The following is a 25772-nucleotide window of genomic DNA, read 5'->3' as shown; positions in this document are numbered from 1 at the left end:
GTTCCAACCTTCGCACCACCTGTTATCCGCAGGGGGTTGGCGAGGGTCATGGTCGGCGTTCGAGGGCGCTCAGAAAGCTCTCGGCAGCATCCTGGACCCGGCTCCGGTCGCCGGTGGTGAGAAGGTCGAGCAGCAGTCCGCGAATCGTCGCGATCACCAATGTTGCTGTGCGAGCTGCGGTCTCGGGGTCGACGTCGGGCACTTGGGCCTCGCGCAATGAGGTCATCCAATCGGCGACGACGTGGTCGAGGAAGTCCGCGAACTGCTGGGGAGCTTGCAGGGCGCGTCCGTAGGCGGCGAAGAACAACCGGAACTCCGCCTGCATTCGCGGGTCGGAGGTTCGCGTCCAGACCGCGCGCGCTGCGGTCGCCAGGTCGGGATGCGGACCCGCGGCATCGCTGGTGGCGGCGAACATGCGCCGCCGTAACCGCTCGAGGACGACCTGGAGCATCTGCTCCTTGGTGCCGAAATGGTGCACCAGGGTGGTCGGCGAGACGCCGAGACCGGCGGCGACGGGCCGCCAGGACAGCTCGGAGAGCCCGTGCTCGACCATGTAATCCACTACTGCGTCCAGCAATTCGTCTCTGCGCTGATAGTCGACCGGACGTCCTGCCATCACTTGCCTCCCGATCCGCCACGATTGACATTCCTAGAACGACTGTACGAGAAATAGATGAGCGGTCAGGAGCCCCCATGTCACGAGTCGTCGTCTTCGATGAGACCGGCGCCCCCGAAGTCCTGCAGATCGTCGACGAACCGGTCGGGGACCCCGGCCCCGGCGAGGTGCGGATCAAGGTCGAAGCCATCGGTATCAATCGGCTCGACCAGATGATCCGCGCGGGCATGTCACCGCGACCGATCCGCCTGCCACACGCTCGCCTCGGCATCGAGGCGACCGGCACGATCGACGCCCTCGGCTCCGGAGTCGAAGGATGGGCCACCGGTGATGCGGTCATCGTCACGGCCGTGCCCGACATGGACACCAACGGAACCTACGCCGAACACCTCGTCCTTCCCGCCGACCGGGTCGTCGCCAGGCCCGCCGGACTGGACACCACCAGCGCGGCAGCGTTGTGGGTGGCGTATTCCACCGCCTACGGCGCGCTCGTCGAAAAGGCCGGGATGCAACCCGGCGACCATGTCCTGATCACCGCCGCCTCCAGCGGTGTCGGCCTGGCCGCCATCCAGGTCGCCAACCAGATCGGCGCCATCCCCCTCGCTGTCACCCGGAGCGCCACCAAGGAACACACCCTGCTGGCGGCCGGTGCCGCCGCCGTCATCGTCACCGACCGCGACGATGTCGTCGAGGCAACACACCGATACACCAACGGCACCGGCGCCGACATCATCCTGGACTCGGTCATGGGTCCCGGCCTGGCCGATCTTGCCAACGCGGCCAAGCGATTCAGCGGCAGGCTGATCACCGTCGGCTGGCTGGACCCCCGGCCGGCACCGTATCCCGCCAGCCCGATCACCATGATCCGGTACATGAGCTTCGAACACACCCTCGACCCGGCGGCCGTGCACCGCATCACCGCATTCCTGACCGCCGGCATCCGCACCGGCGCGCTGCGCCCCATCGTCGACACGGTGTTCACCCTCGACGACATCGTCGCCGCCCACCACTACCTGGAACAGGGCCACCACACCGGCAAAATCGTCGCCACCATCTGACGCCGACCCCGAGGCGCTGGGCGGCCTTGATCACGCGCGACACCGGTACTCAACCCTGATGTGGCAGTTGACCCTCTCGCCGCTCAATCGCTGTAGCAAGGGCGCACGCGCACGGTGTCCCGACCGGGCCGTCGCGGTCGAACGGTCTGCCCGCCGATCGGGTTGACGTCATCCGCCGCTACCGGTGACTGCCGCCCAGATGGAGGGAGACGAGTTCGGCGAGATTTACGCCGACTTCGTCGAGCGGACGCACCGATCGCGAGGAGAGGGAAAGGATGGCCGCGCCCTCGATCGCGCACACGGCGGTCGTGGCGAGCGACCTGGCGGCAGACTCCTCCACGCCCGTGCGCACGAGTTGCTCGACGAGCAGATTCGTCCAGTTGTCGAATACCTCGGCAGCGACGGCTGGCGCCAAGGGTGCTTCGGTGCCGCCGAGCGCGGCGGCGACGATCGGGCATCCGGCGGTGAAATCGCTGACTACCAGCATGTCTTTCCACATCTGGATGAACGCGGCAAGGCTGGCGGTCGGGTTGTCGCCCGCGGTGAATCCGCCGATGATCGAGCTCATCATCGCGCCCGCCGCCCGAGTGGATTCCTCGACCAGCTCCGCCTTCCCACCGGGGAAGTTCTGGTAGACCGAACGCCGCGCGGTATCGCTACGGGCCAGCAGATCAGTAATTCCGGTGCCGGCGACGCCGCGCTCGCGGATGAGCGCGATCGCACCGGTGATGAGCCGTTCGCGAGGACTCGGTGTCACGGCATTCCATTCTCTCGTCGAGCGACCACCCCTTGCGGTAGCACGATCAGTCTACTATGGTTGCACGAAAGGTGTAACCGATAGTTGCACATACATCTCCGAGCCGCGCCATCTCCTGGGATCGTCGTCCGCGGCGGCTGTTTCGATGACACCTCTGTGAAGGACCTCGCATGCCACCATTGAATCTGTCTTCGCGTCGCGCCGCGCCCACTACCGAACCTGGTCATCACGGCTCCCAGGCGATGACGACCGGCCGCGTGCTGACACGCTTCGTCGAGGCCTCGGACGGGGTGCAGCTGGCGGTACGCGAGCAGGGGAATCCGGACGCGCCGACAGTGTTGTGCGTGCACGGATTTCCCGACGATCAACAGGTCTGGATCGGCGTGGCAAGTGAACTCGACTCGACACTGCGCGTGGTGACCTACGACGTGCGGGGTTCGGGCGAATCCGGGCAGCCCACACGGATCAAGGACTACCGCCTGGACCAGCTCGCCGACGATATCGGCCGGGTCATCGATGCGGTCTCACCGGCGCGCCCGGTGCACCTGGTCGCACACGACTGGGGCTCGGTGCAGGCCTGGCACGCCACCACCGATCCGGCGCAGCGCTACCGCATAGCGTCGCTGACCTCGATCTCCGGTCCGTGCCTGGACCACGTGCCGTTCTGGATCAAGTCCCGGCTCGCTGCCGGACCCAGCGGCTGGAAAGACGTCCTCGGCATGTGGAAGTCCCCGTTCTACATGGGATTCTTCCAACTCCCCTGGCTCGCTCCGCTGGTGTGCCGACTCGGTCTGGTCGATGCCGCCATCGCGCTGGCCGCACGCCTGGAGGTCGGGGCACCTCCCGCGGATGCTTCCACGCATCGTGCCCGCGACAACCGTGCCGGGCTGAAGATCTACACCGCCAACCTGCTCCCGCGTCTGCTCCGCCCCGAACAACGCACCACCGATCGACCAGTTCAGGTAGTGACGCCACGCCGCGACATCTTCATCACCCCGGCCAGCCAGACCGATCTCGGTCGATGGGCCGCCGATTCGGCGATCCATGCGGTCGATGGTGGGCACTGGGCGCCCTTGTTCAATCCGGCAGCGGTGGCCGATCTCGTTCGAACCTTCGTCAGCGAACACGAGGCGAAGACCACCGACGCGAAGGGAGAACTCCGATGACCGCTCACACCGACATCGATAAGGTCGCGCTCGCCGCGCGCGACATGACCTGGGACTGGACCGGGTTGCCGATGCACTACTTCGACGGCAATCCGTTCGCGACGCACCTGGCCAACGGCATGAACATGCTCCTGCCCGAAGGCGAGGTGTTCTTCGTCGAGGTCTTCCGAAAAGCGTTGCCGCTGATCAAGGATGCCTCGGTCCGGGAGGACGTGATCGGGTTCATCGGCCAGGAAGCCACCCACTCCGCGGCGCATCAGTCGCTGCTCGAATACCTCGATGCCGAAGGACTCGACACCGAACCGTTCGTCGAACAGATCCGCTGGATGTTCACGGCGCTGCTCGGCGACCGCGACCTGACCGGCCGCAAAGCCCATTCCTGGCTGCTCGAACGCGTCGCCATCGTGGCCGCCCTCGAACACTTCACCTCCTACCTCGGCGACTGGGGACTCAACGCCCACGGCTGGGACAGCACCCTCGATCCGAAGGTGCTCGATCTGTTCCGCTGGCACCTGGCCGAAGAGGTAGAACACCGCCACGTAGCGTTCGATGTGTTCACCCATCTCGACGGTCGCTACCTTCGCCGGGTCCGCGCATGGCTGCTCGCCGCACCGATGCTCGCCGTGCTGTGGGTGCGCGGCATCCGCTACATGATGTCGGTGGACCCCGCTCTCGACGGCGGCAACCGGCGGATCGAGCTCCGTGATGTGCGCATGGCCGTGAACAAGGGCCTGATGCCGGGACCTTGGAGCCTGACGAAGATGTTCTTCGAGTATTTCCGGCCCGGATACCACCCCTCCAAGTACGGCTCGACCAGCCAAGCGGTCGCCTACCTCGCCGCCTCCCCGGCGGCCCGTGCCGGCGCCTGAAGTGCGCATCGTCCGATGTGGAGTCCCCTCATGACCGAAGACCGATCGCCGGTCCCACCGTCGCTGCGCCGCCCGGGCAAACGGGATCGGCTCTTCGCCGCACTACAACTCACCGCGCGCGGATACGTCGCGGTCACCAGCCGGGTGGGCATCATCGAACCCACCGAGGTCGACCGGGTGCTGCGTCTGGTGGTGGCGGACGCCCGCTCCGAGGCCGACGGTGTGCGCAGCCTGCGCCTGGAGGCCGCGGACGGATCCGTCCTGCGGCCGTGGCATCCGGGCGCGCATATCGACCTGACCTTGCCCTCGGGCAAGGTGCGCCAGTACTCACTCTGCGGCGACCGCACTGATCGGCGGAGCTACCGGATCGCGATCCGGCGCCTGCCCGACGGAGGCGGCGGGTCGATCGAGATCCACGATCGACTCCCCGTCGGCACTCGGGTCATCGCGGCCGGCCCGCGCAACGCCTTCCCCTTCGCGTACCCGCACCTGGCACGGGCCGACATCTCCCGAGTGGTGTTCGTCGCCGCGGGAATCGGCATCACGGCGATTCTGCCCATGGTGCGTGCGGCGCCGGCATCGGGTGTCGATTGGCATTTGACCTATCTCGGCCGTGACACCGCGACCATGCCATTTCTCGACGAGATCGGCGGACTCGATCCCGATCGGGTCCGGATCCTCACCGGTCCACGCCGTACCGCTGCCGAACTGCTGGCACACGCCGCGCCTCGCACGTCGGTCTATTTCTGCGGACCGCCCGCACTCCTCGCCGGTATCCGGACCGAATTCGACCGAACCGGCGCTGCCGGCCTTCATTTCGAGAGGTTCAGCCCCGAACCTGTTGTCGGTGGTCAGCCGTTCGAGATTCGTCTTGCCCGCACCACCGCATCGATCCACGTCGCCGCGGACGAATCCGCCCTCGCTGCTGTGCGGGGCGCGGTGCCCGATGTGGCGTACTCGTGCCAACAGGGATTCTGCGGCACCTGCCGAGTGCGGGTCGTCTCCGGTGACGTCGACCGCCGTGGACGATCACCGTTCCTGGATGAACCCGACACGATGCTCATCTGCACCGATCGCGCGAATTCCGCACAACTCACCCTCGACTTGTAACCCCCTCGGCGCGCCAAAACGCTGATTCCGATGTCCGCGCAACGAACCCCGCTCATCCCCAGAATTCTCGCCGGAGGCCACACCCCATGTCCACGAGCACGTTGAACCCGATCGATGTCGCATTTCTGTGGGGTGAATCCGACTCCAATCTGATGAACATCGCGCACCTGGACATCTTCCGGCTGCCACCGGAGGCGGGTCCGAACTTCGTCTCGGACCTGCTCGACGATCTACGCACCTACACGGTTGCGACCAGCCCCTTCGACCGCCGCCTCGACTCCGCCGTGATCGCTCGCGCGCTGCCGAGGTGGGTCAGCATCGACGCGCCGGATCTCGACTACCACCTCCAGCGTCATGTGCTGCCCGCGCCCGGCGGTCAGCGTGAGCTCGGCACGCTGGTCTCGCGCCTACACGGCATCCCGATGGATCGGTCGCACCCACTGTGGCAGCTACATGTCATCGAGGGCCTCGACGACGGTCGCCTAGCGCTGTACATCAAGGGCCATCACGCCCTGCTCGACGGCGTTGCCACTGTGCGGCTCGCGCGCAAGGTGATGTCGAACGATCCCGACGAGCGCGGTAGACCTGCGATCTGGGCCTACCGGAAACCCGGGAAGGGTCGAACGCGTCGCGACCCGGAATCGGGGGGCTCAGGTCGGCCCGCGATCCCGTCGCTCCTACGACTACTGACCGCTCCGATCCGAGGGGTCGCCGATCAGCTCACGGGCTTGCAGGCGATCTCGCGCATGTACAGCGGACTGACCGAATCCGATATGGCCCTGATCAAGCCGTACACCGCACCGCCGTCGATCCTCAACGGCCCGATCACTGCCGAACGCCGGATCGCCACGCAATCGTTCGACATGAACCGGATCAGCACGTTGGCGCAGCGATGCGGGGGGACGATCAACGACGTCATCCTGGCTATCTGTGCCGGTGGATTGCGCCGCTACCTCGCCGAGATCGACGAGTTGCCGGAGGACTCACTGATCGCAGGCATGCCGATGTCGTTTCGCCCCAAGGACAGCGACGATGCCGAGGGCAACGCGACGACTATGGCGCTGGCCACCCTGGCCACCGATATCGACGATGTGCGGGAACGGATTTCGGCGATCGTCGCATCAACGGTCGAAGCCAAGGAGCACATGAGCCGGATGTCGAGCGCCGCGGTCATGGCGTATACGGCGATGCTCATGGCACCTTTCGGCGCGAGCCTGGTTCTGGGCGTGAGCAGTCGGATCAAGCCGATGTTCAATGTCGTCATCTCGAACATGCCGGGGCCGAAAGAGCAGCTGCATTACAACGGTATGACCTTGGAAGAGTGGCACGCGGTGTCGATCCCGCTCGATGGTCAGGCACTCAACATTACGATCCTGTCCTACGCGAACCGTCTCAATCTGTGCGTGACCGCCTGCGCGACCTCGCTCCCTCACGTCCAACGGGTCGCACCGTACTGCGCAGACGCACTGGCCGAGCTGGAACGTGCCTATCTGCGATAGCGACAACCTCAGCGCCCATCAGCTTCCACAGTCGAAAGGCACTCGTATGCAGTTTCTCCGCACAGACCGGCACGGTCCGGTGCAAACCATCTGGTTGAACAATCCGCCCTACAACTTCCTCACCGATGTGGTGATGGGCGAATTGCTCGACCTCCTTCGCGCCATCGACCGCGACGACGAAGTCCGCGCGGTCGTGCTCACCAGCGCCGTCGAGGGGGTCTTCGTCAGCCACTACTCGGTGTCGGAGATCTTGGACGGCGTCGAAGCCGCACCGGTGACCCTGAACTCACGAACAGCGGGGGCCGCGCTGCGGATGAGCACGCTGGCCGACCACGTTCCCGGCGGACAGGCGGGCCTGGCCCGTGCCGGTGCCGGCGGTGTCGCGAATCTGCGTCGCTATCACGAGGCGTGCCGACTGATGCGGGAGTCGAGCACCGTGTTCATCGCCGCGCTCAACGGCCGTGCACTCGGCGGCGGTTGCGAGTTGTCGCTGGCCTGCGATCTGCGTCTGATGGCCGATGGCCCCTTCGAAATCGGGCAACCCGAAATCCTGGTCGGCATCATCCCCGGGGGTGGCGGCACACAGATGCTGACTCGGGTGCTCGGTGCGGGTCGAGCACTGGAACTGTGCCTCGAGGGGGCTCCGATCAGCCCGAGCCGAGCGCTCGAGATCGGACTCGTGCACAGATTGATCGATCCCGACGAGCTGCTGACCGAAGCGCAGACGACTGCCGCACGGTTGGCGAAGCGCTCGCCCACTGCGGTCCGTGGCATCAAACATGCTGTCTACCAAGGCGGTTCGACATCCTTGGAGAAGGGCCTGCACATCGAACGCGCCCAGTTCCTCACCGCGGCGTCCACACCGTCGGCGAAACGAGCGATGGCGACCTACCTCGCCGATGTCGAATCCACCATCGATCAAGGCCGCGACATGTCCGACTTCGTCGCCGACAGTCTGCCGGGTTGGATCGACGGTACGAAGGTCGACTTCACCGAGTAGCGAAGCGGCCGTCCCGCAGCCGCGGTCTCCGGCGCGGCTGCGGGATGACATTGTGGGCCGCCGTTTCGGGTGCGGTTCGACCGCACTACGCCTCACCCTTTGACCGTCGACAGTTACCGCCGACCACTACGGGCAACACGACCGCGAGCTGAACTCGCACCACGAATCACACTTGCCGTTCCCGCGCGGACCACGTCTCGGATTTCCACGTCAGCGGCAGCAGGTCGGTCGAGTTGCTGTCACCCGATCGTGCAGCAGCCCCTTGTGATCAGGCTCCCTGCCAGGCGAAGCAATGCGGTGCGAACGCACTCAGTCGGCGATGTCGACGCTGAGGGCGACATCGAAGCTCCCCACGCCGTGGCGGGCCAGGCCCATCAGCAGCGGACCGACCCCTTCCAGCCAGCGAGCCATCTCGAGTCCGCCGACATCGAGGGGACGCAGTCCGAGGCTCTCGACGAAAGCCGACACGCTGGCCTTTGCCCGCGCGTCATCTCCGGCGAAGAACACGTCCAACGGACGGCCCTGAGCCATGACGTGCCCGAACACGGTGTTGAACGCCTTCACGACGTGCGCGCTCGCGGGGGCGACCTTGGCGATCTCCTGCGCACCGGACGTGCCGTCCGGAGTGACAAGCCCGGTGGCGTCGGCGTTGAAGGTATTGGTGATGTCGATGATGACCTTGCCGGCCAGTGCGTCCCCGTAACGGGCGACGACCGACACCGCGCGGGTGTACGGCACGGCGAGGACGACGACGTCGCCGGCAGGGACCGTGCCGAATGTCCCAACCGTGGCACCGCCGCCGAGCGCGGCAGCCAGGTCCTCGGCCTTGGCGGAGTCGCGGCCCATGACCTCGACGGTATTGCTGCCCGCTACCGCGAGCGTGCCGATGGTACGAGCCATGTTCCCCGTACCGATGAGGGTGATGCTGCTCATGAGGTGTGCCCTCTCACTGTTCTATGGGTGTCGCTGTGTCTCGTTCGTGCCGGGTCGGGCGCAGGGGCATCGGCCACTACGTTCTCGAGCCGGCGGCATTGCTGGTGTGTGGTTCAGATGGCGGTGGTGCCGCCGTCGGAGACCAGTTCCAGACCGTTGACATAGCTGGAGTCGTCGGACGCGAGAAAGAGGGCGACGGTAGCGATTTCTTCTGGGCGGCCCATTTTCCCGCGGGGAATGAGCGACTCGAATTCAGCCCTGGTGGCCTCGTCGAACAATTCTTCTTGTTTGGCGGTGGCGACCTGGCCGGGGGTTAGGACGTTGACTCGGATCTTGCGGTCACGCAATTCGTTGAGCCAGACGCGGGCCCAGGCCTGTTGGACGGCTTTGCTTCCGGCGTAGAGGCTCCAGCCGGGGAAGGCTCCGAGGGAGGCGTTGGATCCGGTCATGAAGATCGAGCCGTTGTCGTTGATCAGCGGCAGTGCCTTCTGCACCGTGAACAGGGTGCCGCGCGCATTGAGCCAGAAGGAGCGGTGGAACTGTTCCTCGGTGATCTCGCCGAGGACGGCGGGTTCGCCCGTCCCGGCGCTGGCCCACAGCACGTCGATCGAGCCCTTTTCCCGCTTGACGGTGTCGTACAGGCGGTCCAGGTCGTCCAGATCGGACGCATCACCCTGGACGGCGGTGACGCTGCGGCCGATCAACTCGACGGCGGCGTCCAGTGCTTCCTGCCGCCGGGCCTGGATGAAGACGTGCGCTCCTTCCTCGACGAACAGTTTGGCGCCGGCCAGTGCCATGCCGGTGGATCCGCCGGTGATTACCGCTACCTTGCCATCGAGCTTTCCCACGATAACTCCGTTGAATTGTTGGGTATCCGAAACAGTTCGGTTGTTTGTCGCGCTCGTCAATGCCGTCGAATGACGCGATGGAGGGGACCGATTATTGACGTGCGAATTCTGGTTCAATTCCGAATTCGCTTGCGCCCCATGAACGATGCCACTGAGTCGAGTTGGCGTCCAAGGCCCATTTCAGCCGTGGTGATACCTTGGAGGCATCACCGGACCAGGAGGCGCCATGGATCTGGATCTGCGCAAGTTGCGCTACTTCGCCGCCGTCGCCGACAGGCTGCATTTCGGCCGCGCCGCCGATGAGCTGCACATCGCGCAGCCGGCGCTCAGTCGGCAGATCCGTGCGCTGGAACACGATCTCGGCGCAGCGCTGTTCACCAGAGATCGCCACGGCGTAGCGCTGACCGACGCGGGCCGACAACTGCTGGCCGACGCCGGTCCGCTGCTCGCCTCCGCGCACGCGGTCCGGCGCCGGGTGGCCGTCGCCGCCCGCGGCAGCCATCGGCTGGTGGTCGGCTTTCGGGCCGGCATCCCGGTCATCCCAGCGGCGCGGGCGTTCGAGGCTCAGCATCCGGACGTGGTCGTGGATGTGCAGCGAATGGAATGGGACGACCAGGCCCCGATGCTGCTCGACGGCCGCGTCGACGTCGGCTATGTGCGGCTGCCCATCAACGAGACCGGCCTGCGCCTGACTCAGCTCTACACCGAGCCGCTCATGGTGGTGCTGCCCGCCGATCACCGATTGGCAGGCAAGGAGGAGGTCTCCGAGGCCGACCTGGCCGGTGAGCCGCTGATCTGGCATGCCGACCCGAGCACGCAGCCCACCACGCGCCCGCTCCCCGACTCCGGGCTCCGGGTGCGCGGCGTGGAGGAGAAGCTCGAGCACGTCGCGGCCGGCCGCGGAATCTCGTTCGTGGGGCGTTCGGAGACCGTGTTCTACTCACGTCCGGACATCAGCTACGTGCCCGTCCCGGATCTGGCGCCCGACCAGGTGTACCTCGCGATGGCGGCATCGCGCACCTCGCCGCTGGCCGACGACTTCTTCACCGCAGCTCAGGCGACGGCTGAGATCACGGCGGAATGCGGGAACTATGAAATGTGGCGGCTTCAAAGCGATGCGGTTTCACAGCACGGCTGAGCAGTCGCGTGCGCCCGGCTACTGGTGGTCCGACGGCCCACCTCGCACCCCTCTCCGACTGGCGAACTCGACCTTCAGTCGCACGTTTACCTGCGTTGTCCCAGTCGTGACGAAGGCGCTCCACTCAGATCGTCTCGGTAGCGGTAGAAGTTCCCCTCGATCTCAGTCAACATGACCCACTCGAAAAGCCGGTACCGGTGGGCGATCTCCTCGTCGACATCGACTCGCATCGCCGGCAAGAGATCGAGGTCGTTGCCCCTCCTGCAATCGCACGACATAGATCTCGTAGTCGACTGCTGTTTCCCACCGCACTCCCCCTCGAATCTCCACGCCCGATCAGGTTCGACTGACTGTCATCCGAAATTCTCACGGCAGCGTAGAGGGGAATCACACATTTCGAAGCACGATTGCGACTCGGAACCTCCGTCGTGGCGAAGTCGTCGTTTCGCGAGGACACTGAGGAACGGAGCACCCAACTCGTCCCCAGGAGCAGATGCGATGGCTACCAATGACCCTTTCGGCATCGATCCGCAAGATTTCGAACGTGCACTGCGCGAGGCAGGAACCGAACTCCGCGACCTGCTCGGAAAAGCTGGTGGCTATCTGAGCAGCGTAGATCGTGCCGACGTCGGTTCACTGACGTCGCTATTCGGTCAGTTCTTCCAGCCGGAGCAGCCACGTCCACCGATGCCAGAGGGCGAGACCACCGGTGACACCGGCAGCGGGGTGTGGGCGATCTTCAGCATCGACGACACCGGCCAGGCCAGCGTCGACCAGGTATTTCCGACCGAGCTCGAGGCCTTACGCGCACATCGCGACAACACCGACGATCGCCGACGGGTGCGGTTTCTGCCCTACGGGGTTCCGGCCAGCGTGTTGGACGCGCCCTGAGGGAGCGAACAGCTCCACGGCGTCGAGTGACGCCGTGGATGCCGATTCGCGCTGAACAGTTCGGGTCGAGACAACAGTGCCCGGGTGCTGGCGTCACTGCCCCGATTCGCAGTCGATCCACTCCAGGTAGCCGCTTCCCGTGACCGAACGTCGGCCCTGCCAGGTTCCTCGGTAGGTGTAGGCGCCGACATAGCCGCGGCCGTGCCCGTAGCGGAGCGGGCTGTCGACTTCCGCGTCGAATGTCAGGATCTGCGCACCCTTCGCATCGCGTACCTGCCAGCGCAGTTGTTGCGGAACACGCATCGAACGGCCGCGAGGATCGACCAGCGGTTTCGGCTGATAGGACACGACCGTCATGGCGACATCGTCGTACACGCGCGTCGTCCCGTCGAGGCACCGCACATGCGCGAGTCGGCACGCGACCGCGCCGGCGGCGCGAACCTCGGTCAGCAGCACCTGTGTCGAGCTGTCCAGGTTGATGATCTGGTAGGTGAAGAAGTCGACGGGGAGCTTGCGTTGTGTCGGGAGTGCCTGTGCCGTAACCGATTGCGGCGACATGCAACGGGCGTATTCGAACGTGCACAACGTCTGCTCGATGGCGACGGTGCCGGCCTTGTCGGTCAGGGTTCCGGTGGCGGTCGCGAACAGACTGAGGTGGTCGTAGAAGGGTGTGCGGACGAACCACGAAACCTGTTCTGTCGCTCGGATATCGAGGCTCACGTCGAAATCGTCGTAGTGACCGCGGACGTGGAAGTAGGGGTATGCCCCGGTAATGCTGAGGTCGCGGCCCCAGTCGAGGCGGGAGCCGTCGTCGGCGAAAGAGCAGTCGCGTCCGGTGTCGTAGGCGCGGTAATGGTGATGCCCCTCGGAGGCCGTGGACGACAGGACAGTGGCCGTGTCGCGGGCGTCATCGGCAGCGAGGTAGTCGTTGTCGAAAGCCAGTGCACCCGTCGCGCCGATGAACGTCATCGTGTTCAGGTAGCGGTGCGGGCCGGGTAGCTCAGGGAGGAACACCCCATAGTGCGTCCATGCCCATCGCCGGGACTCGGCGTGCGGTCGCATCATCTCCGGCGTCCTGAACGGCCTGGTCGAATCCAGGACGCGCGAGTCGATGCGCGGCAGGACTGCGTCCACTATCGGGCGGGCGAGACGATCGAGTATGCGCGATCGACGGTCGGCTGCGGGGGACTGAGAGAGTGCCGTGGGGTGTTCCATGAGCGCCATTGCTCCTTTGCTGGACGGCCGGGCTCGCGCCTGTCGGTGCGAGCCACATGTGTGTGTTACCGATAGTCACGGATAGATTTGACTGGTTGGTAAATTACGCTCGGGGCTCCGGGCAGTCAAGAGCGGCCGAACGTTTTCCGTCGACTTCCGAACCCGGCAGGCGGTCTAGTTACACGTCGCGGCGGCGGGGATGCAGCATGCGGTTGACACCTGCCTCCTGCTTGTGGGCTTGGTGACGAGCGAGTGCCTTGCTCACTATTTCTGGTGTTCCCGCAGCGTGGTCGCGGTACGGATCAACTCTGTTGTCGGGGTGTGGCTTCGTCGCGAGTTCGGTGACGAGGCGGCGGCCGCGGCTCAGGCTGTCCGCTCGTTGTCGACAGGCAGCCGATCACCTCCCAACATTCAACTCATCACAGCTATCCCGAATCTAGACCCCGAGCCCGCGCCGAAGTTGGACCCAGGACTCGACTGATGTAGCGGCTACCGGATCCCCCGCCGGTCGCCATTATGCGACAATTCGTATATTTGCGCCTGCGGTGGTTGTGGGGCTGCGAACCACCGATTTTGCCGTGTAGCAAGAGAATTGGTGGCGAACTCCACTGAATTCGGGTCCCTAAAGAATGAAGGCAGTAATTCGGCGTGCAATGATCTTACGTCAAATCTCCGAATGCAACGAGACCCCCTCCGGCCGAGGCCAGAGGGGGTCTCATCGTCGAGCTGACAGGATTTGAACCTGCGACCACCTGGCGCGCGCTCCAGTTGCCAAGACGCTACCCATCAGTTCCCAATTATGCTCAGCGCCAGAATTTTTCGCGAAACGACTCTTCGCAGCGATTCGCATGAATTCTCGGTTCGACGCCACCCATACGGCTCGAACCCCTCGTACCCCAGTCCCTTCAGTGCATCGTGTAATGCACGAAGCAGCCAACAACCTGGGTCAGTTGAAGCACTTGAAGTTCATGAGGCAATGCGGCTCGCCTCGAACGAGCCAGCCAGCCAAGCTGAGCCCTCCCTGTGTATCCAGATGCCGCCGCGTAGCGAGGCAAGATCGCCCCTGGTCGATTCAGTAGTTCGAGCACCGGAGGCGCGCCAACTCCATAGTGGCGAAGCCAGCTTCGCGTAAATCGAGGTCAACTTCGGCCGCGACAAAACAGGACACGATTCATCTCGTCTCCGAACTCGAGGACCCGCTGTGCGCTCCGGTCTCGGCCGTGACCGCTCGGCGTGAATCGCCCGGTTCTGTAGTGGAAGTCGGGGATGCGCGGCGTCGGCCTGGTGCCCATACGGCAAGGAGTACGGCGGCGCCGATAGTCAGACAGCCCAGCACGGTCGCGGACTGGTGCATCCCGTGGATGAACGCGGCCTTCGCGAAATCGGCCAGTGGCTGCGCTGGTGGACCTGCGCGCTCCGCTACCTGCAGTGCCGCCGCGAGTGAGTCGCCGACCGGTTCGCGTGCCGCCTCGGGGAGGTTGGGTAGCGCGGGGGCGATGCGCTGACCGTATCCCGCCGCGAGCACACTGCCCGCGATCGCGATGCCGATCGCGGCGCCGACTTCGCGGGCGGCGTCGTTGACCGCCGCCGCGACGCCGTGCTTCTCCACCGGGGTGCCCTCGACTATCGCCGCGGTGGCCGGGGCGGTGCACAACCCGATCCCCGCACTCATCAGCAGGAGCGGGCCGAGTAGATCCAGATAGGAGGACCCGGCGTCGACTTGCGCGATCATGAGCAGTCCGCCCCCGATCGCCGACAATCCCGCGAAGGCGGGGATTCGCAATCCGACCCGTTCTGCCAGCCAGGGTGCGAACGCGGAGATCGCCACCATCGGAATACCCATCGGGGCGAGCGCCAGCGCCGAGACCAGTGGCCGGTAGCCCAGGATGAGCTGAAGGTACTGCACGATCAGCAAGAACAGGCCGAAGGTCACCAGGAACTGCACCGTCACGATCGCCGTGCCACTGCCGAAGCCGCGGTCGGCGAAGAGCCGGATATCGATCAGCGGATGCGCGACCCGCTTCTCGATGACAACGAACGCGAGGGCGAAACTCAGCCCGATCACGGTCGCGCCGATCACGATCGGATCCAGCCAGCCACGCGCGGGCGCTTCGATCGCGGCGACCACGATCGCGCCGATCGCCAGGGCGCTGGTGACCGCGCCGAGCGGGTCCATTGCGGGCCTGGACGTGTCAACCGATTCGGGCACGGTGAAAGCTGCCACCGTGAGCATCGCGCCGACAACGGCCATCCCCACGAAAATCGAGACCCAGGACCACCTTTCGATCAGAATGCCGGAGCCGAGGATGCCCAGGATCGCGCCGACGCCCGAGACACCGGCCCACAGTCCGATCGCGCTGCCTCGCCGTTCCACCGGGAATCCAGCGGTGAGCAGCGACAGCGTCGACGGCATCACCAGCGCGGCGCCGACCCCCGTCAGGGCCCGCGCGGCGATCAGCCAGATCGGGGTGTCGAGGATCAGCGGCGCCGCCGAAGCGATCGAGAAGAGGAACAGTCCGACGATGAGGACCACTCGCCTGCCGTACCGGTCGCCCAGCGCACCCGCGGGTAGAACGAGGCAGGCCAGCGCCAGGGTGTATCCGTCGACAATCCAGGTGAGTTCGGCTTGACTGGCGCCCGTGGCGGTCGCGATCTCCGGTAGTGCCGTGTACAGCGCCGCCATCGAGGCCGTGACGAGAACGACGGCCAGACACGACAGTGTCAGTAGCCAGCGTTGGGCCGCGGACAATCGCGCACGTCCGGTGGGATCCATCGAGGGCCTCCGATACTATTAGTATTGCTACGCTACAACTTGTAGCACAAGCGTGCAGCCGGAGACAGGCCGATGAGATGATCTGCCGGACAGAGGAATACTGGGCTCCATGAGCGGATCTGACGACGTCGAGGCCGACCCACGCAAGGCACGCTCGCGCGCCCGCCTACTCGATGCCGCAGCCGACCTGTTGCAGGCCGGCGGATTGGAAGCGGTGACCATCGAGGGCGTCACCAAATTGTCAAAAGTCGCCAGAACCACCTTGTACCGGCATTTCGACAATGCGATGCAACTCCGCGCGGCCACCATCGAACGTTTGCTGCCACCGGTGCTGGAGACGCCGCCGGAAGGCCCGCTGCGGGACCGGTTGATCACCCTGCTGGAACGGCAGGCCGACGCGATTCGCGATGCGCCACTGCAGGTGTCGACATTGGCATGGCTGGCGACCGGCTCGGACCGCAACGTCGACAACCCGGCCATAACCTCGCTCAGCCAGCGCATCATCGACCAGTATCGGGTGCCGTTCGACCAGGTGCTCGATACCCCCGATGCCCGTCGGCAACTGGGCGAATTCGACACCTATTTCGTGCTGTCGCAATTGGTCGGTCCGCTTGTTTTCGCGAAGCTCATCGGCTTGCGAGCGTCGACGCCGCAAGATTGCGCCCGCATCGTCGACGACTTCCTCGCGGCACGTAGCGCGACTTCGCCGCAGGAACGGCGGGCGTAGCGCCAGCTCGTCAACCGCTATTGCTCGACGCTCCGTTCGCCTTCCACCTCGCGGAGGAAGGATTCGATGAGGCCGATGACGTCGGCGTGGCCGGTGTCGACGTCGAAGGCTTCCTCCATGCGCAGGAAACGGGACACACTCGACATGAGTAGGACCAGGGCACCGGGGGTGTAACCAGCTGCGCTGGTGCCATATTCAGCGAGCGCCGCGGTCGCGGCACCGAGCTGGAGCGCGCGGAATCGCCGGGAGGATTCCGATATCTCGGCGCGAATCGCCTTGCGGTGGTTGGCCAGCGCGACGAATTCCATCGTCAGGGCGGTGTGCGACTGGTCGTGGATGGCTTCCCACAACGCCCACAGCGGCTGGGCGGATTTCAAGGCCAGTAGTTGACGTTCGTAGCTGCGGTCGGCGCCTCGACGGAACAGCTCGACGAACAGGTTGTCCATGTTCCCGAAGTAGTAGTAGACCAGCGCGGGGTTGGCCTCTGCCCGGGTGGCGATGCGCCGGGAGCTGACGGCCGCGTAGCCCTCCTCCAACATGATGTGCTGGGCCGCGTCGAGAAGTGCGGATCGGGTGCTGGAGTCCTCGGTGCCTGCGCTGCGCTCGGGCTTCACACGGAGACCTTTCGGTTGCCCAGCAGGCGCGAGGCCTGCCGTAGGGATCGGATCGACTCTTGACAGCCGTGAGCGCCGTCACGTATATCTTAATCACTCGCTCAATTTGAGCAGTCGATTAAGGCCTCTGAGCAGGCCTCGAACGGTCATCCAGGGCCGGCACAGGCATGTCCGTTGCTGCCGCCCACTCCCCCGAAGCACACGCTGACGCCAGCCGGACCCTCTCCCAGCGGCGGGGATCGACGAGCAGAGGAATACCGACATGAACGGCACAGCTGTCACGAAAACCGAACCGGCACAGGGTCGGTCGACACAGTCAAGGGTTGCGGTCGTCAGCGGTGGCGCGTCCGGGATGGGCCTGTCGATCTGTGCGGCACTCGCCGAAGCAGGGCATCGGGTCGCGGTTCTCGATATCGACGGCACCGCCGCGCAACGCGCAGCCGAACAGTTGCGAGCAGAGGGCGCGACAGCGATGGCCTGCGCGGTCGATGTCACCGATCGCGACGCGGTTCGCGAGGCAGTGCACAAGGTTCGCGTCGAGTTCGGGGCGATCGAAATCCTGGTCACCAGTGCGGGATTGGTCGATTTCGCGCCGTTCACCGACATCACCGTGGCGGCCTGGAACCGGGTCGTCGCGGTGAATCTGGACGGGGTTTTCCACTGCGCGCAGGCCGTTGTGCCGGACATGCTCGCCGCCGGATGGGGTCGGATCGTCACGATCTCGTCGTCGAGCGCGCAGCGCGGGTCGCCGGGCATGGTGCACTACACCGCGTCCAAGGGCGCGGTCCTGGCGATGACCAAAGCATTGGCGCGCGAATACGCCGCCGCCGGAATCACAGTCAATACGATTCCGCCATCGGGGATCGACACGCCGATGTCGCGCCGGTCGCAGGCGGCCGGGCACCTGCCCGACAGCGCCGTCATGGCCAAGGCGATTCCCGTCGGGCATCTGGGCACCGGTGACGATATCGCCGCCGCCTGCGCGTTCCTGTGTTCGGAGCAGGCCGGCTACATCACCGGACAGGTGCTCGGCGTGAACGGCGGATCGGTGATATGACCGAATCCGCCGGCCCTCGCCTGGCGCCGCTACCGGTGCACGAGTGGGACGAACCGACCAGGGCGATGTTGCGCGGGCATGTGAAAACCGCCGATCAGTACCTGTCCGGCGCGCCCGACGCCCCGGCGATGCCGGGCATCCTCGGCGTGCTCGCCCACCACACCGAACTGGCGGGCGCGTGGCTGGCCTACAACGGTCTGCTGCTCGATCGTCCCCTGCTCGACCCGCGCGATCGCGAGCTGGTGATCCTGCGGGTGGCCTGGCGCAGCGAGTCGGATTACGAATGGGCACAACATGTTCGGATGGCGCGGGCGCTCGGCGTGACCGACGAACAGGTCGAGGCGGTCCGGCTCGGGCCGCAGGCCCCGGTGTGGTCGCTCGTGCAGCGATCGCTGATGGCCATGACCGACCAGCTGCTGGATCAGCATCGCGTCGACGACACCACGTGGGCCCTGCTGGAACGCCATTTCGACAAGCGGCAGCTGCTCGAGCTGCTCTTCGTCGCCGGCTCGTATCTGTGCCTGGCGATGGTTCTCAACAGTGTTGCGCTGCAACCGGACCCGGAATCGGAGGAACGACCGTGAGCAAATCTGTGAACGCACCGGCCACCCCACACCAATGGCCGCGGCCCGCCGAGGGCAGTTGGACCCAGCACTATCCCGAGCTGGGCACCTCGATGATGTCGTTCGAGGATTCGGTCTCGCCGGAGTTCTTCGAACTCGAGCGCGAGGCGATCTTCCGGCGGGCGTGGCTGAATGTGGGGCGGATCGAGCAGGTACCGCGCACCGGTAGCTATTTCACCAAGGAACTCGATGTCGCGCGCACGTCGATCATTGTGGTGCGTGATCGCGACGGTGCGATCAACGCATTCCACAATGTGTGTCGCCATCGCGGGAACAAGCTCGTCTGGAACGAGTTTCCCAAGGAGGAGACCTCGGGAATATGTCGCCAGTTCACCTGCAAATACCACGGCTGGCGCTACGGGCTCGACGGTTCGCTGGCGTTCGTGCAGCAGGAAGGCGAGTTCTTCGACCTCGACAAGAAGGACTTGGGACTCGCGCCGGTGCACTGCGAGGTGTGGGCCGGATTCATCTTCGTCAACCTCGATGCCGAGCCCCGGCAGACCCTGCGGGAATTCCTCGGCCCCATGATCACCGATCTGGACGGCTACCCGTTCGACAAGATGACCGAGTGGTACGAATTCAAGGCCGACAATCAGAGCAACTGGAAGCTGTTCGCTGACGCGTTCCAGGAGTATTACCACGTCCCGGCCCTGCACACCCAACAGGTGCCGAGTGCGGTGCGCACCCCTGGCAAGGGTTTCGAATGCGCGCATTTCCAGCTCGACGGACCGCACCGGTTGGTCTCCACCGGCGGTGCGCGACGCTGGACGTTGCCGCCGGAGTTCATGTATCCGATCGAACGGCTCACCCGCAGTGGCCTGGTGGGGCCATGGGAATCGCCGGAGATCGGCGAAACGCCCAAGGGACTCAATCCCGGCCGGGTCGAACCGTGGGGCATCGACAACTTCCAGATCTTTCCCAATATCGAGATCCTCGTCTATCGCGGCTGGTATCTGCTGTACCGGTATTGGCCGACTTCCTACAACTCCCACCGGTTCGAAGGCATGTTGTGCTTCCAGCCGGCGCGCACGGTCCGTGAACGGGTCGAACACGAAGTGGCCTCGGTGGTGTTCAAGGAATTCGCGCTCCAGGACGCGGGCATGCTCACCGGCACGCAAACCGCGCTCGAGTCGGCGTACCGGACCGCCGGTCTGACGCATTTCCCGGTCAACGACCAGGAAATTCTGGTGCGCCATTTCCACAAGGCCGTCGCCGACTGGGTCGATGAGTACCGTCGCGATCTCGCCGGGACCGGTGCGCGATGACCATGTTGCCGCCTGCCTTCGCCGATCTCGAGCGTTTCGCCGAAACATGGTGTCTGGCAACCGAATCCGAGCGCTACGCCCGCCGGCTGAACAGTTCCATGCAGGAGCTGCTCACCTTCTACAACGCGTGTTTTCCCCGTGTCGAGGACGCACTCGCCTACTGCGACAAGTTTCCGCTCGACGAACTTCCCGAGGACGCCGTACACCTGCTGCACCTGGTGTATTCGCTGGTGATGGTCGCGATGGCGGTGGAGATCTTCCAGCAGCCCAAGCCCGTCGACAGCGCCGATGCCGAGCTCGAACGCATCGCACAGCCCTGGCCGTAAAGGAACCATCATGACGATTACGATCGACAAGATCGGCGACACCGTCGGAGCCGAGATCATCGGCGTGACAAGCGAACAGCTGCTCGCCGACGACACCGTGGCCGAGGCCATCATGACCGCTCTCGAAGCCAACGGGGTACTGGTTTTCCGCAACCTGCGGTTGGACCCGGAAACCCAGGTGGCGTTCTGCCGCACACTCGGCCAGGTCGACACCTCGCCGGGCCATCATCCGACCGAGGGGATCTACCGGGTCAGCCTCGACACCGCCAAGAACTCGTCGGCGAGTTATCTGCGCGCCACCTTCGACTGGCACATCGACGGCTGCACCCCGGAGGACGACGCCTACCCGCAGATGGCCACGGTACTCACCGCCAAGGCCGTCGCCGCCAGCGGTGGGGAAACCGAATTCGCCAGCACCTACCGGGCTTTCGATGATCTGAGCGCCGAGGAACAGCGATATCTCGCACCGTTGCGGGTGGTGCATTCACTCGAGGCATCGCAACGCGGGGTCACCCCGGATCCGACGCCGGAGCAACTCGCGGTGTGGCGACGGCGGCCCAGCAAGGAACATCCGCTGATCTGGACCCACAAATCCGGGCGGCGATCGCTGGTACTCGGCGCCTCGACCGACCATGTCGTCGGGATTCCCGCGGCGGAGAGCCGGGAGCTACTCGACGACCTGCTGCGCCGCTGCACCGCGCCCGACCGCGTCTACCGACACACCTGGGCGGTCGGCGACACGGTGATCTGGGACAACCGTGGCGTCATCCATCGTGCCGCACCCTATCCGGCGGGTTCGCCGCGAGAGATGTTGCGCACCACCGTGCTCGGTGAAGAACCGATCGAATAGGAGAACACCCCATGCCTCGTTGGCCCAAGCCAGCCGAGGGTAGCTGGACACAGCACTACCCCGAACTCGGCACCGCACCGATGTCCTACGAAGACTCGATCTCCCCGGAGTTCTTCGCCCTCGAACGCGACGCCATCTTCAAACGCGCCTGGCTCAATGTCGGCCGCCTCGAACAACTTCCGCGCACCGGCAGTTACTTCACCAAGGAGATCAACGCCGCGCACACCTCGATCATCGTGGTCCGTGACCGCGACGGCAGTGTGAACGCCTTCCACAACATCTGCCGGCATCGCGGAAACAAGCTGGTGTGGAACGAATTCCCGCGCGAGGAAACCTCGGGGACGTGTCGCCAGTTCACCTGCAAATATCATGGCTGGCGCTACGGACTCGACGGTTCACTGGCCTTCGTGCAGCAGGAGAGCGAGTTCTTCGACCTCGACAAGAACACTCTCGGTCTGGTGCGCGTGCATTGCGAAGTCTGGGCGGGATTCATCTTCGTCAATCTGGCCGCCGAACCGCGTCAGTCCCTGCGCGAGTTCCTCGGCCCGATGGTGACCGGCCTGGAGGGATACCCGTTCGACAAGCTCACCGAACGCTATTCCTACCGGGCCGAAGTCGGTGCCAACTGGAAGCTCTACCTGGACGCTTTCCAGGAGTTCTATCACGCGCCGATCCTGCACGGGAAGCAGACGCCGGACAACTTCTCCGTCGCCGCCCAGCAGGCCGGATTCGAGGCACCGCACTATCAGCTCGACGGCCCACACCGGCTGGTCAGCACCTCCGGCGTGGTCACCTGGGAACTCGACCCCACCATGCGCAAACCGATGGAGGACATCACCCGCAGCGGACTGTTCGGTCCGTGGGACGTGCCCGATCTGGGGCCGATGCCGACCGGACTCAATCCGGCGGGCTGCGACCCCTGGGGCCTGGATTCGTTCCAGCTGTGGCCGAATTTCAGCATTCTGATCTGGTCCGGTGGCTGGTATCTGACCTATCAGTACTGGCCGACCTCCCACAACACCCACATCTTCGAAGGCAATCTGTACTTCACGCCCGCGCGCTCGCCGCGCGACCGTGTCGCCCACGAAATGGCCGCGGTCACCTTCAAAGAGTATGGGCTGCAGGACTCTTCGACGCTCGAGGCGACGCAGATGATGCTCGAATCCCGAGCGGTCACCAACTTCCAGCTCAACGATCAGGAGATCCTGCTTCGGCACCTGCACAAGGTCGCCGCGGACTGGGTCGGCGACTATCAGCGCGAACGTGCGGAGGCCGGGCGATGAGTGCACCACTGCTGCCTGTCGAATTCGCCGATCTCGAGCAGTTCGCCCCGGTGTGGTGCCTGCCCACCGAAACCGAACGCTACGACCGGCGCCTCGGCTCGACCATGACCGAGATGCAACGGTTCTACGACGCGATCGCCCCACGCGCCGAGGACGCGCTCGCCTATTGCGACAAGTTCACGATCGACGATGTCCCCGACGATGCGAAAAACCTGATGTATCTGCTGTATTCGATGATTCAGGTGTCCTTCCCGGTCGAGGTGTGGAGCCAGCCGCGCATCCCCGATACCGGGTCGGCGTCGCTCACCTGTGTGATCGAGCCGAGCCTGTGAGCGGGCAGGTCGTCGTGCTGCGCGCCGCGGCCTGGGTCGACGTCGAGACCGGGCAGCGGCACACACCGGCGGTGATCGTCGTGGCAGACAACCGGATCGCCGCGATCGATCCGGTCGAGGTGCCCGCGGGTGCGCGGGTCATCGAGCTGGGTTCGCTCACGCTGCTGCCCGGGTTGATGGATATGGAGGTCAACCTGCTCATCGGCGGCCCCGACAACCCCTCGGGGCTGCCGAATCCGATGCACGGTGTGCAGGACGACCCGGTGTACCGGACCTTGCGGGCGACCGTGAACGCCAGGACCACCCTGCACGCCGGTTTCACCACCGTCCGCAATCTCGGGCTGATGGTGAAAACCGGTGGCTATCTGCTCGATGTGGATCTGCACCGCGCCATCGAGCAGGGCTGGCTCGAGGGTCCGCGCATCGTCGCGGCCGGGCACGCGATCACGCCGACCGGCGGCCACCTCGACCCGACGATGTTCCAGCGCCTGGCCCCGCACATCATGCCGATCACGGTGGAGGAGGGCCGCGCCAACGGGGTGCCGCAGGTCCGCGAATGTGTGCGCTACCAGATCAAATACGGTGCCGAGGTCATCAAGGTCTCGGCCTCGGGCGGGGTGATGTCGCACGGCACGCTCGCCGGTGCCCAGCAGTACTCCGACGAGGAGCTGGCCGCGATCGTCGACGAGGCGCATCGCGCCGGAGTGCCCGTCGCCGCGCACGCCCACGGCGACGCCGGCATTCGGGCCTGCATCCGCGCAGGCGTCGACTGCATCGAACACGGTTCGCTGGCCGAGGACGACACCATCGCCCTGATGGTCGAGCGCGGCACATTCTTGGTGCCGACCAGCTACCTCTCCGAAGGTCTCGACGTGTCCAAAGCGGCACCGGCACTGCAGAAGAAGGCCGCCGAGGTCTTTCCCCGGGCGCGGGAAACGCTGCGCAAGGCGATCGCGGCCGGGGTCAAGATCGCCTGTGGCACCGATGCGCCCGCGGTCCCGCACGGGCAGAACGCGAAGGAACTGTGGGCGCTGGTCGACCGCGGGATGACACCCGCGCAGGCCTTGCGAGCGGCCACTGTCACCAGCGCCGAACTGATCGGCATCGACGATCGCGGGCGCCTGGCACCCGGGCTGCTGGCCGACATCATCGCCGTGCCGGGCGACCCCACCGTCGACATCACCACCATCGAGGACGTGCGGTTCGTGATGAAAGACGGTCGCGTCCACAAGCAACCGTAGTCAGCGAAACCCGTTCGCCCGCAACCCGAATGCGCGCATCAGATCCGAGGTAGCAATGTCGCCACGTCAGCAGCTCTATATCGGCGGGCACTGGGTCGAGCCCGCCACCAGCGCAACGATCGAGGTGATCTCGCCGCACACCGAGCAGGTGATCGCGCGGGTCGCCGACCCGGCACCCGACGATGTCGATCGCGCGGTCGCGGCGGCACGTAGCGCATTCGACGCGGGCCCGTGGCCGCGTACCGATCCGCAGCAGCGCGTGGCGATCATCCGCGAGCTGGCCGCGTGCTACCGCGCACGAGAAGACGAACTAGCCCAGCTGATCACCACCGAAATGGGTGCGCCGATCACCTTCTCGCACTCGGCGCACGCGAAACTGCCCGGCGTCATGATGCGCGCATTCGCCGAGACCGCCGCCGGATTCCGCTGGCAGGAGACCAGAACAGGATTCCTCGGCGGTGACGTCGTCGTCGGGCACGAACCCGTCGGGGTCGTGGCCGCGATCGTTCCATGGAACATGCCGATGTTCCTGATGGTGGCGAAGCTGATTCCCGCGCTGCTCGCCGGCTGCGCGGTCGTGCTCAAGCCGTCGCCGGAGACACCCCTGGACGCGCACCACCTGGCGGAGCTGCTCGACCAGGTCGGATTGCCGCCCGGGGTGGTCAGCATCCTGCCCGGTGGGCGCGAAGTCGGCAGGCACCTGGTCGCTCACCCTGGCGTGGACAAGGTCTCGTTCACCGGTTCCACCGCGGCGGGCAGGCAGGTGGCCGAGGTCTGCGGTGGCGCGCTCCGCCGGGTCAGCCTCGAACTCGGCGGCAAGTCCGCCGCGGTGGTGCTCGACGACGCCGATCCCGAGGCCGTCGCCACCGGCATGATGGTGGCCGGGCTGATGAACGGCGGCCAGGCCTGTGTCGCCCAAACCCGGGTGCTTGTCCCCCAGCACCGCTGGCACGAATTCGTCGACGCGCTGGTGAGTGCGATCGAAAACCTCACTGTCGGAGACCCGTTCGATCCCGCGACGCGCATCGGCCCGATGGTCTCGCGCCGCCAGCAGCAACGGGTTCGCGACTACATCGACCTGGGCCGACGCGAAGGAGCCCGCCTGCTCGTCGGCGGCACGGAGCTGCCCGCGGGCATCGAGTGCGGCTGGTATATCCGGCCGACTCTCTTCGCCGACGTGAACAATGCCATGCGGATCGCGCAGGAAGAGATCTTCGGTCCCGTACTGAGCGTGATCGCCTACACCGACGACGACCACGCGGTCCACCTCGCCAACGACAGCGAATACGGGCTCTCCGGCTCGGTGTGGTCACCTGACATCGCGCGCGCGACCGCGATCGCCCGCCGTGTGCGTTCGGGCACCGTCGGTGTCAACGAGCCCTACAGCATGGATCCGGTCGCGCCGTTCGGCGGAGTCAAGAACAGCGGCATCGGCCGCGAGTTCGGCGCCGAGGGCCTGGCGGGCTATCTCGACACCGTCTCGCTATCGATTCGCCGGGGCGTCGTGAATTCCACTGCACCGCAAGGTATTACGGCGGACACACCGAGCGAAATCCGCGGCGCATGAGCAGCCCGGCTGTG

The 25772-nt window shown here is 65.5% G+C and carries 25 protein-coding genes; 18 read left to right on the top strand and 7 right to left on the bottom strand.

Features of this window, described 5'->3' with window-relative positions; all coding sequences use genetic code 11:
- Positions 1-46 precede the first annotated feature (46 nt).
- A complete protein-coding gene (locus ACFVJ5_RS05495; RefSeq protein WP_379218662.1) occupies positions 47-616 on the bottom strand; it encodes a TetR/AcrR family transcriptional regulator in 570 nt (189 codons plus the stop codon).
- A gap of 77 nt (positions 617-693) precedes the next feature.
- Between ACFVJ5_RS05495 and ACFVJ5_RS05490 the strand changes: the two genes are divergently transcribed.
- On the top strand, positions 694-1674 hold the full coding sequence (locus tag ACFVJ5_RS05490; RefSeq protein WP_379218661.1) for a zinc-dependent alcohol dehydrogenase family protein: 981 nt from the start codon (positions 694-696) through the stop codon (positions 1672-1674).
- A 178-nt stretch (positions 1675-1852) separates the two neighbouring features.
- Here ACFVJ5_RS05490 and ACFVJ5_RS05485 read toward each other — a convergent pair whose 3' ends face one another.
- Positions 1853-2431, bottom strand: coding sequence for a TetR/AcrR family transcriptional regulator (locus tag ACFVJ5_RS05485; protein ID WP_379218660.1), 579 nt, complete (start codon positions 2429-2431; stop codon positions 1853-1855).
- 170 nt (positions 2432-2601) lie between these two features.
- Here ACFVJ5_RS05485 and ACFVJ5_RS05480 point away from each other — a divergent pair, with 170 nt between their 5' ends.
- From ACFVJ5_RS05480 to ACFVJ5_RS05460, 5 genes are all read left to right on the top strand, one after another.
- Entirely contained in the window at positions 2602-3597 is a 996-nt protein-coding gene (locus ACFVJ5_RS05480; protein ID WP_379218659.1) for an alpha/beta fold hydrolase, read from the top strand.
- A complete protein-coding gene (locus tag ACFVJ5_RS05475; RefSeq protein ID WP_379218658.1) occupies positions 3594-4466 on the top strand; it encodes a metal-dependent hydrolase in 873 nt (290 codons plus the stop codon). The genes ACFVJ5_RS05480 and ACFVJ5_RS05475 overlap by 4 nt, the downstream gene beginning before the upstream one ends.
- Positions 4467-4496: 30 nt before the next feature.
- A complete protein-coding gene (locus tag ACFVJ5_RS05470) occupies positions 4497-5576 on the top strand; it encodes a PDR/VanB family oxidoreductase (RefSeq protein WP_379218657.1) in 1080 nt (359 codons plus the stop codon).
- Positions 5577-5662: 86 nt separating this feature from the next.
- Complete coding sequence (locus ACFVJ5_RS05465) at positions 5663-7075, top strand: wax ester/triacylglycerol synthase family O-acyltransferase (protein ID WP_379218656.1); 1413 nt, start codon at positions 5663-5665, stop codon at positions 7073-7075.
- 46 nt (positions 7076-7121) lie between these two features.
- Positions 7122-8075, top strand: coding sequence for an enoyl-CoA hydratase/isomerase family protein (locus ACFVJ5_RS05460; protein WP_379218655.1), 954 nt, complete (start codon positions 7122-7124; stop codon positions 8073-8075).
- Between the two features lie 309 nt (positions 8076-8384).
- Here ACFVJ5_RS05460 and ACFVJ5_RS05455 read toward each other — a convergent pair whose 3' ends face one another.
- Entirely contained in the window at positions 8385-9008 is a 624-nt protein-coding gene (locus ACFVJ5_RS05455; RefSeq protein ID WP_379218654.1) for an NADPH-dependent F420 reductase, read from the bottom strand.
- Positions 9009-9121: 113 nt separating this feature from the next.
- The gene (locus tag ACFVJ5_RS05450) at positions 9122-9856 is read right to left on the bottom strand and encodes an SDR family NAD(P)-dependent oxidoreductase (RefSeq protein WP_379218653.1); all 735 of its coding nucleotides are present in this window, start codon (positions 9854-9856) and stop codon (positions 9122-9124) included.
- A 226-nt stretch (positions 9857-10082) separates the two neighbouring features.
- Between ACFVJ5_RS05450 and ACFVJ5_RS05445 the strand changes: the two genes are divergently transcribed.
- Positions 10083-10994, top strand: a complete 912-nt coding sequence (locus ACFVJ5_RS05445; protein ID WP_379218652.1) for a LysR family transcriptional regulator — start codon at positions 10083-10085, stop codon at positions 10992-10994.
- A 498-nt stretch (positions 10995-11492) separates the two neighbouring features.
- On the top strand, positions 11493-11885 hold the full coding sequence (locus ACFVJ5_RS05440; RefSeq protein WP_379218651.1) for a hypothetical protein: 393 nt from the start codon (positions 11493-11495) through the stop codon (positions 11883-11885).
- Positions 11886-11978: 93 nt separating this feature from the next.
- On the opposite strand, the gene ACFVJ5_RS05435 is transcribed toward ACFVJ5_RS05440, so the two are convergent.
- Positions 11979-12950, bottom strand: a complete 972-nt coding sequence (locus tag ACFVJ5_RS05435; RefSeq protein WP_379218650.1) for a DUF6670 family protein — start codon at positions 12948-12950, stop codon at positions 11979-11981.
- Between the two features lie 1321 nt (positions 12951-14271).
- The gene (locus ACFVJ5_RS05430; RefSeq protein WP_379218649.1) at positions 14272-15873 is read right to left on the bottom strand and encodes an MFS transporter; all 1602 of its coding nucleotides are present in this window, start codon (positions 15871-15873) and stop codon (positions 14272-14274) included.
- 109 nt (positions 15874-15982) lie between these two features.
- Between ACFVJ5_RS05430 and ACFVJ5_RS05425 the strand changes: the two genes are divergently transcribed.
- Positions 15983-16600 (top strand): TetR/AcrR family transcriptional regulator, encoded by a 618-nt coding sequence (locus ACFVJ5_RS05425; protein WP_379218648.1) that lies wholly within the window; start codon positions 15983-15985, stop codon positions 16598-16600.
- A gap of 17 nt (positions 16601-16617) precedes the next feature.
- Here the strand turns inward: ACFVJ5_RS05425 and ACFVJ5_RS05420 are convergent, their stop codons facing one another.
- Complete coding sequence (locus ACFVJ5_RS05420) at positions 16618-17214, bottom strand: TetR/AcrR family transcriptional regulator (RefSeq protein ID WP_379218647.1); 597 nt, start codon at positions 17212-17214, stop codon at positions 16618-16620.
- A gap of 262 nt (positions 17215-17476) precedes the next feature.
- Between ACFVJ5_RS05420 and ACFVJ5_RS05415 the strand changes: the two genes are divergently transcribed.
- From ACFVJ5_RS05415 to ACFVJ5_RS05375, 9 genes are read left to right on the top strand one after another with little or no spacing between them, the layout of a single operon-like run.
- Positions 17477-18271, top strand: coding sequence for an SDR family NAD(P)-dependent oxidoreductase (locus ACFVJ5_RS05415; protein WP_379218646.1), 795 nt, complete (start codon positions 17477-17479; stop codon positions 18269-18271).
- Entirely contained in the window at positions 18268-18855 is a 588-nt protein-coding gene (locus ACFVJ5_RS05410) for a carboxymuconolactone decarboxylase family protein (protein ID WP_379218645.1), read from the top strand. Before ACFVJ5_RS05415 ends, ACFVJ5_RS05410 begins: the two co-directional genes overlap by 4 nt.
- The gene (locus tag ACFVJ5_RS05405; protein WP_379218644.1) at positions 18852-20159 is read left to right on the top strand and encodes an aromatic ring-hydroxylating dioxygenase subunit alpha; all 1308 of its coding nucleotides are present in this window, start codon (positions 18852-18854) and stop codon (positions 20157-20159) included. The genes ACFVJ5_RS05410 and ACFVJ5_RS05405 overlap by 4 nt, the downstream gene beginning before the upstream one ends.
- On the top strand, positions 20156-20485 hold the full coding sequence (locus ACFVJ5_RS05400; protein ID WP_379218643.1) for a hypothetical protein: 330 nt from the start codon (positions 20156-20158) through the stop codon (positions 20483-20485). The genes ACFVJ5_RS05405 and ACFVJ5_RS05400 overlap by 4 nt, the downstream gene beginning before the upstream one ends.
- A 7-nt stretch (positions 20486-20492) precedes the next feature.
- Complete coding sequence (locus ACFVJ5_RS05395) at positions 20493-21335, top strand: TauD/TfdA dioxygenase family protein (protein ID WP_379219788.1); 843 nt, start codon at positions 20493-20495, stop codon at positions 21333-21335.
- 11 nt (positions 21336-21346) lie between these two features.
- A complete protein-coding gene (locus tag ACFVJ5_RS05390) occupies positions 21347-22618 on the top strand; it encodes an aromatic ring-hydroxylating dioxygenase subunit alpha (RefSeq protein WP_379218642.1) in 1272 nt (423 codons plus the stop codon).
- The gene (locus ACFVJ5_RS05385; RefSeq protein WP_379218641.1) at positions 22615-22950 is read left to right on the top strand and encodes a hypothetical protein; all 336 of its coding nucleotides are present in this window, start codon (positions 22615-22617) and stop codon (positions 22948-22950) included. The genes ACFVJ5_RS05390 and ACFVJ5_RS05385 overlap by 4 nt, the downstream gene beginning before the upstream one ends.
- Positions 22947-24191, top strand: coding sequence for an amidohydrolase family protein (locus tag ACFVJ5_RS05380; protein ID WP_379218640.1), 1245 nt, complete (start codon positions 22947-22949; stop codon positions 24189-24191). The genes ACFVJ5_RS05385 and ACFVJ5_RS05380 overlap by 4 nt, the downstream gene beginning before the upstream one ends.
- 55 nt (positions 24192-24246) lie before the next feature.
- On the top strand, positions 24247-25758 hold the full coding sequence (locus ACFVJ5_RS05375; protein WP_379218639.1) for an aldehyde dehydrogenase: 1512 nt from the start codon (positions 24247-24249) through the stop codon (positions 25756-25758).
- Positions 25759-25772 lie beyond the last annotated feature (14 nt).

Source organism: Nocardia sp. NPDC127606 (assembly GCF_042671725.1).
GTDB lineage: Bacteria > Actinomycetota > Actinomycetes > Mycobacteriales > Mycobacteriaceae > Nocardia.
The sequence above is the reverse complement of the archived record's forward strand: the minus strand, read 5'-3'. Positions and strand labels throughout refer to the sequence as shown.